This is a genomic window from Lentisphaera marina (assembly GCF_028745505.1).
GTDB lineage: Bacteria > Verrucomicrobiota > Lentisphaeria > Lentisphaerales > Lentisphaeraceae > Lentisphaera > Lentisphaera marina.
On sequence record NZ_JAQZZL010000001.1, the window covers coordinates 113,987 to 127,053 of the forward strand.

At 40.7% G+C, this 13,067-nt stretch carries 11 protein-coding genes; 7 read left to right on the plus strand and 4 right to left on the minus strand.

Going from position 1 to position 13,067, the window contains the following annotated elements; genetic code table 11:
• From PQO01_RS00525 to rpmA, 3 genes are read right to left on the minus strand one after another with little or no spacing between them, the layout of a single operon-like run.
• The gene (locus tag PQO01_RS00525; RefSeq protein ID WP_274312091.1) at positions 1–789 is read right to left on the minus strand and encodes a PP2C family protein-serine/threonine phosphatase; all 789 of its coding nucleotides are present in this window, start codon (positions 787–789) and stop codon (positions 1–3) included.
• The gene (gene obgE / locus PQO01_RS00530) at positions 790–1,965 is read right to left on the minus strand and encodes a GTPase ObgE (RefSeq protein WP_274312092.1); all 1,176 of its coding nucleotides are present in this window, start codon (positions 1,963–1,965) and stop codon (positions 790–792) included.
• Between the two features lie 60 nt (positions 1,966–2,025).
• Complete coding sequence (gene rpmA / locus PQO01_RS00535; RefSeq protein ID WP_274312093.1) at positions 2,026–2,280, minus strand: 50S ribosomal protein L27; 255 nt, start codon at positions 2,278–2,280, stop codon at positions 2,026–2,028.
• A gap of 366 nt (positions 2,281–2,646) precedes the next feature.
• On the opposite strand from rpmA, the gene thiS reads away from it, so the two are divergent.
• From thiS to PQO01_RS00555, 4 genes are all read left to right on the plus strand, one after another.
• Positions 2,647–2,853, plus strand: coding sequence for a sulfur carrier protein ThiS (gene thiS / locus PQO01_RS00540; protein WP_274312094.1), 207 nt, complete (start codon positions 2,647–2,649; stop codon positions 2,851–2,853).
• 28 nt (positions 2,854–2,881) lie between these two features.
• Complete coding sequence (gene leuC, locus PQO01_RS00545) at positions 2,882–4,297, plus strand: 3-isopropylmalate dehydratase large subunit (RefSeq protein WP_274312095.1); 1,416 nt, start codon at positions 2,882–2,884, stop codon at positions 4,295–4,297.
• 4 nt (positions 4,298–4,301) lie between these two features.
• Complete coding sequence (locus PQO01_RS00550; RefSeq protein WP_274312096.1) at positions 4,302–4,910, plus strand: 3-isopropylmalate dehydratase small subunit; 609 nt, start codon at positions 4,302–4,304, stop codon at positions 4,908–4,910.
• 204 nt (positions 4,911–5,114) lie between these two features.
• On the plus strand, positions 5,115–7,349 hold the full coding sequence (locus PQO01_RS00555) for a hybrid sensor histidine kinase/response regulator (RefSeq protein WP_274312097.1): 2,235 nt from the start codon (positions 5,115–5,117) through the stop codon (positions 7,347–7,349).
• Here the strand turns inward: PQO01_RS00555 and PQO01_RS00560 are convergent.
• Positions 7,335–9,530, minus strand: a complete 2,196-nt coding sequence (locus PQO01_RS00560) for a B12-binding domain-containing radical SAM protein (protein ID WP_274312098.1) — start codon at positions 9,528–9,530, stop codon at positions 7,335–7,337. The two genes, PQO01_RS00555 and PQO01_RS00560, sit on opposite strands and share 15 nt — an antisense overlap.
• Before the next feature lie 189 nt (positions 9,531–9,719).
• Here PQO01_RS00560 and PQO01_RS00565 point away from each other — a divergent pair, with 189 nt between their 5' ends.
• From PQO01_RS00565 to PQO01_RS00575, 3 genes are read left to right on the plus strand one after another with little or no spacing between them, the layout of a single operon-like run.
• Entirely contained in the window at positions 9,720–10,586 is an 867-nt protein-coding gene (locus PQO01_RS00565; RefSeq protein WP_274312099.1) for an ATP-dependent zinc protease family protein, read from the plus strand.
• Positions 10,586–12,118 (plus strand): inactive transglutaminase family protein, encoded by a 1,533-nt coding sequence (locus PQO01_RS00570; protein ID WP_274312100.1) that lies wholly within the window; start codon positions 10,586–10,588, stop codon positions 12,116–12,118. The genes PQO01_RS00565 and PQO01_RS00570 overlap by 1 nt, the downstream gene beginning before the upstream one ends.
• Positions 12,115–13,065 carry an alpha-L-glutamate ligase-like protein gene (locus tag PQO01_RS00575; protein WP_274312101.1) on the plus strand — a complete coding sequence of 317 codons (951 nt, stop codon included), beginning with the start codon at positions 12,115–12,117 and terminating at the stop codon, positions 13,063–13,065. The genes PQO01_RS00570 and PQO01_RS00575 overlap by 4 nt, the downstream gene beginning before the upstream one ends.
• Positions 13,066–13,067: the final 2 nt, after the last annotated feature.

Below are 13,067 nucleotides of genomic sequence, written 5' to 3' on the forward strand. Positions count from 1 at the left end.
CTAATCGTCAAAAATGACGATACCTGTAATATTATCTTTACCGCCTGCATCTAAAGAGCGATTGATAAGTTCAGTAAGAATTTTTTGCGGACTACGCAAATCAGTCATTAGGTCAGTCATGACTTGATGAGTTAATGAACCATAGAGTCCATCTGTACAAAACAAGTAACGATCACCTGCCCTTCGACGACAGATATTCACCTGCACATCGAGCGCTGAGCCTGCACCCATACAATTGGAGAGCAAATGACTTAGTGGATGGTTTTCAGCTTCCTCCGGCTTGAGATTACCGAGCTTCACCATTTTAGCAACCCAAGTCTGATCTTCAGTGATTTGCACTAAATTGCGACCGCGCTGCATATAAGCACGACTATCTCCCACTTGAGCAACAATCAGTCTACCAGGAACGAAAAGACCTGCGGTTATCGTAGTGCCCATCGCACGAGAAACATTGAGTTTTTCATTAATAGCAAAAATTTTATCATTGCACATCTTAATGGTTTCAACGAGGATTTGCTCTGATTCACGGAGTTTTGAGGTTGTCAAATCTGCCGATTGCCCCCAAATACGCCCAAGAGCTTCAGTCGCAAAATAACTGGCAAATTCGCCACCTTCGTGACCACCCATGCCATCTGTGACGACAACTAAAGTAACTTTATCACCTGGTAGTGTGACATAGAGATAAGAATCTTCATTATGTTCCCTTACTAAACCAACATGAGTCCCACCTGCCACCTTATCGGGGCTTATTGTAGAGCTCGGAGCTGCTTTTTTAAAGGCTTTAAACATTTAGATTTCTTCCTCATCTTCGTAGTCATCAAAATCATCATAATCTAAGTCCTCAACGTCAAATTCAAAATCGTCGTCAGAACTTATACCAAATTCATCGCCATCTGCCTCTAAATCAACAACAACTGCACCTTCTTTTCTATAGATATTCTTGAGTTTGGGCACATGTTTAACTTTTGCTTGACTGAGTTCCATGACGCGCTCATGAAGAAATTCTAAAACCCCATCAACCCCTTCGCGTAGTTCTGCGGTTACAGGGAAAATCTTTAGATCGGTTTCTTTTTGTAAACGCTCAAGATTTTCTTGTGACTCAGGAAAATCCATCTTATTCGCAAGGATCATGCAAGCGCGATCAGAGAGACCCTCTTCATAAAGATCGAGTTCTTCTTTGAGTTTGACTAAATCATCCAGCGGATCACGACCATCAGTACCATTCATATCAAGTACGTAAACTAAGCTATTAGTACGTTCGATGTGGCGTAAAAAGTGATGACCTAAGCCAATATTTTCGTGAGCGCCTTCAACTAAGCCAGGAATATCTGCAATCGTAATACGAGTAAAGTCAGGGAAATCTACCGTACCAACAATAGGATTGAGGGTTGTAAAGGGATATGCTGCGGTTTTTGCACCCGAGTTAGAAACTGAGTTCAAGAAGGTCGATTTACCCGCATTCGGATAACCCACAAGACCTACATCAGCAATTGTTTTTAATTCTAATAGAAGTACGAGCTCTTCACCCGGATAACCTTCTTCAGCTTGACGAGGGATGCGATTAACAGAGGTTGCAAAAGAGCGATTACCACGTCCGCCTTTACCTCCCTTGGCAATAACAATTTCTGATCCCGGTTCATCAATATCACAAATTTGATAGTTATCATTATTGATATCCATCACCACCGTACCAGGAGGAACTTTTACGTACAGATCATCACCTCGGTTACCATGCATATCAGAACCTAGGCCATTACCACCATGCTGAGCATCAATATGTTGGTTGAATTTTAAATCGACAAGGCTAGACGTCCCTGGGTCAGCCACAAAGATTACACTACCGCCGTCCCCACCGTTGCCACCATTTGGGCCACCTTTAGGGACGTACTTCTCGCGCCGGAAACTAATGCAGCCATTGCCACCATTACCAGCTTTTACATAGACTTTTATTCGATCAACAAACATAGGAAAAAAAAAGCCTCAAATCCTACGATCTGAGGCTAATTTCGAAATAAATTTCGATTTCTACTGTGCGAGTTCAGGAACGATGTTCACACGACGACCGTTACGGTCGAACTCTACACGTCCAGTTGAAAGTGCAAAAAGAGTGAAATCTCTTCCGCAACCTACGTTTTTACCTGGGTGAAATTTTGTTCCACGCTGACGTACGATAATAGTACCAGCGTTAACTTTTTGACCACCAAAGCGCTTAACTCCGAGCATTTTAGGATTGGAGTCGCGACCATTCTTGATACTACCTTGACCTTTCTTATGTGCCATAACAGTGTCTCTTATAATAAATTGTTAATAAATAAAATTGTAAAAAGTGATGCCCATAATAATCTAGTTCCTACAAAAGACAAGATCGACAGAAGGGATTTTTACAAAAAAAGTCTTCCTCTAATAAATCTACTTCATACCCAAGGCTTTTTGAACTGCCAGGACATAACTCAAGCTAACACAATCATTTGTATACGCAAGTAAAGACTAAGCTTACTCCTCATCCCTGAAGCAAAACACCTGCGCACATCGATAAGCTATGTGGGCACACAGATCCCATACTGTTGCAGAAATATACTGAATACTAAACTTCCCGTGAGTCAAAAGTGTGTTATAGTAGGCGCCGATTAAGTTTAAGGACAAGCAATGACAATAAATTTCAATGGCAAAGAAATGACTTTCAATTCTAGTATCAGTATTGCTGAACTACTCGAAAAAATTGAAGTCGACGGCCAACGCAACGGCGTAGCCCTCTGCCTCAATCTCGAAGTCCTCCCAAAAGACCTATGGGATGATACACAACTTTCTGATCAAGACCGCATCGACCTAGTCGTTGCTGCCCCTGGCGGTTAAATCTTTCTAAAATAACTAAGGAACTCAAATGGCTAAAAACCTTTATAATAAAGTCTTTGAAAAACACACGGTAAAAAAGCTCTCTTCTGGGCAGTACCAACTTTTCATGGGACTTCACATGATCCACGAAGTCACCTCACCGCAAGCTTTTGACATGATCAAAGAGCGCGGCCTAAATGTGCGCTACCCGCACAGAACTTTCGCGACAGTTGACCACATTATCCCCACCGACAACCAAGTTCGTCCACTGCGCGACACCATGGCCGAAGAAATGTTTAATGCTCTAGAGAAAAACACTGCCGCCAATGGCATCGAATTTTTCAATACTTCCACTGGCAAGCAAGGTATTGTGCATATCATCGCTCCAGAACAAGGCCTCACTCAACCCGGCATGACAATCTGTTGTGGCGACTCCCACACCTCTACTCATGGTGCCTTTGGCTCACTCGCTTTCGGTATCGGTACTTCACAAGTACGTGATGTCTTAGCTACACAAACACTTGCGGCCGCAAAACTCAAAGTGCGTCGTGTTGAAATCAATGGAACCCTAGGCGCTGGCGTTTACGCGAAAGACGTCGCCCTCTTCATCATTAATCGCTTGGGCGTAAAAGGTGGTGTCGGTTTTGCCTATGAGTATGCCGGTGAAGTTTTTGACAACATGAGCATGGACGAACGCATGACGGTCTGCAACATGGCAATTGAAGGCGGTGCTCGCATTGGTTATGTTAACCCTGATCAAACGACTTACGATTATCTTTCTGGGAAACCCTATGCACCTTCAGCCGATAAAATGGACGAAGCGATTGCCTACTGGGAAAGCATTAAATCTGATAAAGACGCCGAATATGATGACGTCGTTGTGTACAACGCTGCAGATATCGAACCTTTTGTCACTTGGGGCATCGCACCTGATCAATCAGTTGCGGTAAACGCAGAACTCCCTAAGGAAGAAGATTTCTCTGTTAATGACAAACCCCTTATTAAGGAGGCCTATGAATACATGGCTTTCACTCCTGGCGAAAAACTTATTGGCAAAGATGTTGACGTTGCTTTCATTGGTTCATGTACTAATGGCCGCCTATCGGACTTCGAAGAAGTCATCGACCTCATCAAGGATTCTGACTTAACTGTACCATCTACAGTAAAAGCACTAATTGTTCCCGGTTCACAAGAAGTTCGTCAAGAACTCATTCGCAAAGGCTATGACAAAATCTTTGAAGACAAAGGCTTTGAATTCCGTGAAGCAGGCTGCTCCATGTGCCTAGCAATGAACCCTGATAAACTTATAGGCAATCAAATTTGCGCTTCAACTTCGAATCGTAACTTCAAAGGTAGACAAGGTTCATCCACAGGGCGAACGCTCCTTATGTCTCCTGCCATGGTTGCGGCTGCCGCACTCACAGGCAAAGTTGTTGATGCCCGCGAAACTTTTAGTATAGGATAAGAACATGAATTCATCATCTATCACAAAAATCACCGGGACTGGCATTGCCGTACGAGGTAATGACATTGATACAGACCGTATTATTCCCGCACGTTTTTTAACCAAGATCACTTTTGAAGGCCTCGGTGCCGAAGCTTTTGCCGATGACCGTAAGCAACTTGCAGACAAGGGAGAAACTCATCCTTTCGACCAAGAAGCTCACAAAAACTCAAACATCCTACTCGTGAATAAAAACTTTGGTTGTGGCTCCTCTCGTGAACACGCGCCACAAGCGATCAAACGTCATGGAATTGACTGTATCATCGGCGAATCCTACTCGGAAATTTTCTTTGGGAATAACGTCTCTATCGGAGTTCCTTGCCTCAAGGTATCCGAAAGCGACATTGCGCTTTTACAAAATAAATGTGAAAGCGAACCCACTTGCGACTTCTCTGTTGACCTCGAAACTCTAGAGATCAAAGCTGGCGAACTCTCTGTCAAAGCCGAATTCCCCGAAGGTGCGCGCCAACAATTTATTGGTGGTACTTGGGACGTAACGGCTGAGCTCCTCCAAAACGACACGGATATCACTGCAACGGCAAATGATTTACCTTATTTCAATCACTGGCAATAAGCATTAAGCTAAAAGATTGATCCTATGAAGCCGCAAGAAAAATTCTTGCGGCTTTTTGATTCCTGCGAAAACGGCCTTATACCTTCTAGGCAAACAAATTAAATATTCATGAAAAACTAAAAACTCGCTCTTCTCACCGGAGAAAAACTTTGCAATCACAAAGACAAAAAGCTTATAGTTAAGAACTAAGCTAGCGAGTTTCTAATGAAAATAAAAAACCTATATCGAATTGCTATTTTAAGCATTATTTTACTCATTGCCCTCTTTAATTACACCTATGTTAAAGATACCGTAAAGCTTGAAAAAGAAAAACTTAACTACCTCAGCGATAACAATCTAAAAACCCTATCAGATCATCTAGATAGAGAAATCGTGAATGCGAAAATGAGTTTAGATCATATTCATCGACAGTTCACCATCTTTAAAACATCTCCAAGCAACTCTCGCATGAGCCGTGAACAACTAAGTGAACTCATGGCCCAGACAATTGCGCCTCACCAAAATCAATACAATACTTATTTCGCCCTAGAGCCTGAACTCTGCCAGAAACTTTTCAACACCCAAGCTCTCTCCAATGATGTTCACAAAAATTTAGTCCAATTGGGCACTCCAGAATACGGCAAAGCTGAAAATCGCATCGTAGAACATTTTAATGACCCTGAATACCAAAGCTCCCTAGATGAACAATGGTACCACATAGGCAAGCGTTCACAAGACTTTGAAATTACCGAAATATACTTCGACCACACCTACATGAAACAATGGATGTTTTCAGTCATCATCGGGCTCTACGACAATGACAAATTTGAAGGAGTTATCGGTGTCGACATCCTCCTCGATAGTTATTTTTCTTTAATCGAAAAGAACCACCTCAATAAAACAGGTGGCCTTTTTTTACTAGATCATCGTGACAACACCATCATAACTTCAGTTGATAGCAGTAAAGAACTGTCACCTTTTGCTGCAGATAAGAGAGGCAGCATGAAACTAAGTAGCCTACCCCATTGGTTAGAAGCGATAAATAACGGGCAACATGGCAGTGTAGTTCATGGGTCAAACGATGATAAATACCTCATTAGAAGTATCAGCTTGAAGAACCTACCATGGAAACTCGTCGCCTACCAAGACCTCCCGACGCTCTATAAAAACATTCGTCACAAAATCACTCTCATTATCGTCGGCTCGCTACTCATTATGGTTATTACAATTACCGGTTTTAATATTCTTTTTAAAATGATCAATGATTTGGTAGAAGATTTAGAGTATTCAAAAAATGAATCCGAAAAAGCGAAAAATCTAGCCGAACAATCCAATGCGGCCAAAAGCATTTTCCTAGCTAATATGAGCCACGAAATCAGAACACCACTCAATGCAATCATGGGTTTTTCTGAACTACTGCAAACCATGCCCCTTCAAGATAAGGCTTTAAACTATATAAAAAACATTTCTATCAGTAGCAAATCACTCACGAAACTCATCAACGACATCCTAGATCTATCAAAAATCGAAGCAGATAAACTCGAACTTTACTACAGTTCATTTCCTCTACAGAATTTCATTGAAGAGATCAAAGATTTATTCACCTATCGAATTAAGAAAAAGAAGCTAGACTTTGAAATCAAACTCGGCAAAGATCTTCCTAAATTTGTCAATCTTGATGAAGCACGCCTCAGACAGATCCTCATCAATATCGTTGGTAATGCAATCAAATTCACTAATTCTGGTTACGTGAGATTAAGCGTAAACCATGAAATAATCCCTGGCCCAGGCCATTATTGTAAGCTAATCTTTGAAATTGAAGATAGTGGTGAAGGCATTGACCTAAGCGAACAAGAAAAAATATTTAATGCCTTTCATCAAGTCCAAAGCCCCTCCAGTAAACGGCACGACGGAACTGGTCTCGGCCTCTCTATCAGTCTTCGCCTCATTAGAATGATGAATGGTAATATCAACGTAGAAAGTACACTTAACAAAGGATCTAAATTCAGCATTTATTTAAACCGTGTTCAAATCCCCGTAGAAAGTAAAATGGAGCTCAAAAGATTAAAAACTGCGCATAAATTCAACATAGCCGATTCGTGTATTTTAGTTGCAGATGATTTGGCCATCAATCGTGAATTAATTATTTCTTTCTTAGAAGACAAGAATAGCAAAATACTCGAAGCTAAAAATGGACGAGAAGTTATTGATTTATGTGAAAAAGAAAATGTCGACATCATCCTACTCGATATGGTAATGCCTGAAATGGATGGTTATGAAGCCGCCACCCTCCTCAAAGAAAATGAAAAAACCAAACAGATCCCTATAATTGCTGTAACGGCTTCCGCTCTAAAAGAAGACGAAATCAAACTGAGGAAAATCTGCGATGGCTATTTAGCCAAACCTTTCACTGGCGACAGCCTCATGGATGAACTTAAAAAGTTCCTATCGCCTTCTTAAATAAATCAGGGCAAAGTCTTCTAAACATTGCCAAAATTGACTTTCCTTGAAGGATTCAAAATCATCATCAAAGTACTGTGCATAATACTCCTTGAGTTCCCCATATGTAATAGCATCGTCATTTTCAATTCGCAACTGTGGCAACAAATGATACAACCACTCCGCCAAGGCTGCTGGTGCCGACAGAGTTAATTCTTTCGATTTGGAAACAAAGGTCAATTCACATTGTGGTTTATTTAAATCATCAATTAACACATCTCCACCAAGCCACAAAACTCTATCTTTGTCAAAGACTTTAACTGCTTTATAAAAGTCCTGTAAACGCTGACGAATTAAATGATTATCGTGACTTGTTTGAGGCACTTTATCTTTAAACCAAAAATCTAATTCTTCCTCGAAACCCAGGCCATGCATATAATTAAACAAGGCTTTTTTCAGACCTTCACTAAAGAAATCGTGATCACAACCAAGTGGATCTTCATGGCTAAGCTCATTTTTTGCGAAACCCGCAAATTCAGGCCCCGTGATTTTCACATCGTAACTATCGGGATCTTTTCCTATTGGACTATGTGCGGTAAGCGCAAAACGGTGCCAAAACCCCGAATCAATCATTTTTTCTTTAAAAAGCTGGCGCACCACCTCTAATGAATCAATTGTTTCTTGAGCCGTCTCAGTCGGAAAGCCATACATCAAATACGCATGGACCATAATGCCTGCATCGCTAAAAGCTTTTGTCGACTGACAAACTTGCGTAATGCCCGTCCCCTTTTTCATCTTCCTTAAAAGTCGCTCTGAAGCCACTTCCAAACCACCCGAAACTGCAATACAACCTGACGCTGATAATAGGCGACATAGATCTTTCGTGAAAGCTCGCTCAAAGCGTACATTAGTCCACCAAGATACTTTGATGCCTCTTACTAAGATCTCTTCTGCTAAATCTTGAAGTAAACTCGGAGGGGCGGCTTCATCGACGAAGTGAAAACCACTCACTCGGGTCTGCTCCATAAGTTTCACCATACGATCAACTAAAATTTTAGCAGGTGCTTCCGCATAGCGTTCAATATAATCCAAAGTAACATCACAAAAACTACAACGTTTCCAGTAGCAACCATGAGCCAAAGTCATCTTATTCCAACGCCCATCATTCCATAGCCTATGCATAGGATTGGCTAACTCAATAATAGATAAATAATTTTCTAAATCTAAACCCGTATAATCTGGAACACCCGTTTCTAGATGACTAAAATCTTCCTGTTGACAAGTGTTAACATATTCGACTTCACCCACATCATTCAACAGAAAAGTTCTAGATAAATTGCTTAAGTCACTCTCACCTTCCAACACTTTGAGAATCTGCGTCAAGGGTAACTCACCATCATCTAAACAAACAAAATCCACATAATCAAACAAGCGAGGATCGCAAAGCTCTCGTAACTCAGTATTAACGTAACCACCTCCCAAAACAATAGCACTCTCGGGAAAGCGTTTTCCTAGGTACTGAGCACACTTAAGGCCTCCGTACAAATTACCCGGGAAGGGGATACTCAAGGCAATAAGTTGAGGATTTAATTCAGAAACTTGATCTCCCAAAATCTCCAACATTTTAAGATCTAAAAAACTAGGCTCAGCTTGTAAAGCGTCATCCAAAAAATCAAATGAACTTGCTGCTACAGAGATCTTCTCTTTATAGCGTGAAAAACCAAAACCCGCATCCAAATTTTCACGAATAAAGTCCCCTAAATCTTCTAAGAAAAGCGTTGCTAAAAAGCGGGCAAAATCTTGCACCGCCATCTTACCAAAAATCTCTGAACTTAACTCATCCAAAATCTTGAACCTATCTCCCTCAGGTAAATAAGTCCTACTAAAAATACGTTGCGCTAAAGTGAGGTCTTTGTTTTGTAAAAAAATTATCACTGCATCAATAGTGGATTGATAATCTTTCCTTAAAGCCAAAGTTTTTTTTGCTTTCAAGCTCAAAGCTTCAGAACTTTCTTCAAGGTAGTTGAAAACTTGCCCTAAACCCGACGAAGAAAATACAGATAAAATCAAATCTAACCCCAAATCAAGCTGGCTAGCATGATAGCCTTGCGATTTTAAAAAATAATTTAAGTACGCCGTTCCCGGATAAGGAGTATTTAACTGAGTTAAAGGTGGTGTAATCAAAAGAACTTCAGCTTTCAAATGTTTTTCCTATTAATTATTTATTCTAAAAAACCACCTAAGTACAAATTTTCTAGCTCACTCATCAAAGTTTGCAAATAGACATCAATATTAACTAATTCTAAACTCGACTCAAGCAGTAATAATTTGCTTATTTCCTAGCTCACAAGTACTATGAACTTAGGAAAATCAAGTCAATTAGGAACCATCATGAAAATGCGCACATTATTTTTTATTGCCGTCGCTTTTGCACTCTTACCATCTTGCACGCAATTCAGTAAAGAGGAAGAAGTAAAAACTAGAAAAACTATCATCGGCGAAACTGCCTTTATTACGGTTGAAGAGGCCGGATTAGTTTACGATAGCCGAATCGATACGGGCGCTACAACCACCTCTATTAATGCCTTTGACATTCAAATTAAAGGAGGAGATAAAGAAAAGCAAAAGAACATCAATAAACTCGTGACCTTCAAGACTCGAAATAGAACTGGAAAAGTCGCCGTTATCTCAACACGTATCGTCAATGTCGTCATCGTAAGCAATTCACAAGGAAGAGAGTTCCGTTATGTTGTTGATTTAACACTAAACTGGAAAGGAAGCAGTCGAAAAGTTCGTGTCAATTTACGTAATCGTCAAGAAATGACCTATAAGCTGTTGATTGGAAGAAACTGGCTTAGCGGCAAATATTTAGTTGATGTCTCCAAGAAAGAACATGGTGAAGAAAGTGAAAATAAAGTGAAACATCGCGAAACTTTCCCTGTTAAATTACAAAATTACCAAAATGACTTAAGTGGAAGCTTCTGGGACAAATCTACATCGGCCATATATCCGAGTTCTTTCACGATGATAGAAGTAGATGGCAAACAAATGTTCCGCCTAAAATTCCCTGGGCAAACAAAGGCTGTAGATTTAGAGCTTGCTAAGCAATCAAAAAAATCCATCCCTGTAGCTCTTGCCATTTTAACAATCAATGGCAAACAAGTTAAACACCCCGTACAAATCATGAAGCACAAAATGGGCACAGACCTAAATATTGGTTCTGAACTCAAAGAACTCACATTTAAGGAACAAAAATAATGAGTGCAAAAGCGCAAGTTTACTTATGGTCCATGCTTCTTATCATCCTTGGTGCCGGAGCCATTTTTTATAAAAATGCAAAATTAGACATCCCTTTAACCCAAGGAGAAAAAAGAGATGTTTGGGTTGTAGAAGCACTGATTGAATTCCAAGCTCAAGACAAACCCGTAAAAGTCAAAGCCGCACTCCCAACCTACTATGCTCAATATAAGCTCCTTGAACAGCAAGGCTCCTCCAACGGCTATGGATTCTCTACTGAAGAAAGCCCTAATAAAAAGGCTGTATGGTCCAACCGCGCTCCCACACCCGGTAAACAAACGATATATTATACATTCAGTATTTTTGATACTAAAGAGATGCAATCGACTGCCGACAAAAACACCTATAAAATCGAAAGCCCTTATTTTGACCCCGCGTACAAAACTGCCGCCCTATCTTTAGTAGATTCTGCTTGGGCAAAATCTTCAGACAATAAAACTTTTGCTAAAGAAGTTATTCGCCGCTTGAACTTTGCAGACCCAGACCAAAACACCAACCTTGTTCGTAGTCTAATCAAAGGAACTTACACAGAAGCACACCTGGTTCGTGACTTACTCTTATTGAAGGAAGTTCCTGCAACTGTACTTCGAGGTTTGAAGCTAGAAGATGGTGTACGTAAGACAACTCCAGATAATTACCTAGCATTTTTCGACAAAACCTGGGGGATCATAAACCATGTCTCAGGTGAAGTTGGTGTGCCAAGCGATACTATATTCTGGGCTTTAACTTCTGTATTGGAAGTTGAAGGCTGTACCAATTCAAAAATCACTTTCTCTACAATCAAAAGTGAACAATCCGCAAAATCTTTAGCGATAAAAAACAGCTTAGAAGACTCTTCTCCTATTATGAGTTTTTCTATCTTCAGTCTACCACTTGAATTCCAAGCTGTTTTCAAACTACTCTTACTCATACCAGTAGGCACTCTTATCGTCGTAATCATTCGTAACTTAATAGGTCTATCCACTTCAGGGACTTTTATGCCTGTCCTTCTTGCGATTGCCTTTATTGAAACCGGACTCGTCAAGGGCCTTGTAGTCTTACTATTAATGATGACCTTAGGTCTGCTGATCAGGACTTACCTCTCTCGAATGAACCTCTTGCTTGTCCCTAGGATATCCGCCGTAGTTATTTGCGTCGTCATCTTGATGGCTTTTATCTCGGTCAGCTCTTATAAAATGGGCATTACTGGTGGCGTAAGCGTAACTTTCTTTCCCATGATCATTATTTCTTGGACCATTGAAAGAACTTCCATCATGTGGGAAGAACATGGTGGAAGGGAAGTCATAGAAAAAATGGGTGGAAGTTTAATCGTATCGGTAATCGTATACTTCGTTATGACTCATAGCTTTGTTAAATATTTCACTTTCACCTTCCCCGAAGTCATGCTCATCATGCTTGCCTTTGTCTTACTCATTGGAGTTTACACGGGCTATAGATTAACCGAACTCTTCCGCTTTGAACCTCTCCTTAAAGATGAGGACTTAAAACAATGAAATGGGCTTCACCATTTAAACTAAGAGAAAAGGGCATCCTCGGTATGAATGCTCGAAATTTTAGTTACGTCCTCTCCAAAAACAAGCGCGAATTATATCCTTTAGTCGACGATAAGATGGAAACTAAGCGCATTGCTTTACTTGAGGATCTAAGTGTCCCTGACCTCATCTGTTGCGTGAAGTACAATCACCAAATGAAGGAATTACATAATATCCTATCCACACAAAAAGAATTTGTGGTCAAGCCCGCAAAAGGATGTGCTGGCAAAGGAATTTTAGTCATTGTCGATCGTAACGAAAAAGGTTTCGTTAAAGCTTCCGGCTCAATTGTCACTTATGTTGAATTCAATCGTCATGTCGCAAGTATTCTTACAGGTATGTATTCACTTGGCGGAGTACCCGATTCTGCCATGTTTGAAAAACTTGTTCACTTTACAGACACCTTTAATGGATACACCTATCAAGGTGTGCCTGATATTCGAGTCATTATTTACCGAGGCTACCCTGTCATGGCCATGACCCGTCTTTCTACTAAAGTTTCGGATGGCAAAGCCAACCTACACCAAGGTGCCGTAGGCGTCGGACTGGATATTGTCACTGGGAAAGCAATCCAAGCTGTACAATTCAACAAGCTTGTCGATAAACACCCTGACACAGGACAATCCTTCGAAGGTCTAGCAATACCTAACTGGGACACCGTCCTCAAACTCTCAGCAAAAAGTTTTGATATTACTGGCTTGGGTTATTTGGGCGCAGACATTGTCTTGGACAAAGAACGTGGGCCCCTTATTCTTGAGCTAAATGCGCGCCCAGGATTATCTATACAAATTGCTAATGGTCACGGCTTAGGTCGTCGCTTACGCTACATAGATTCTGTAAATAAAAAGAGACGTAACATTGATGAAAAGTTGGCGCTCGTAAAAGAAAAATTTGTTGACTTTAAATAATT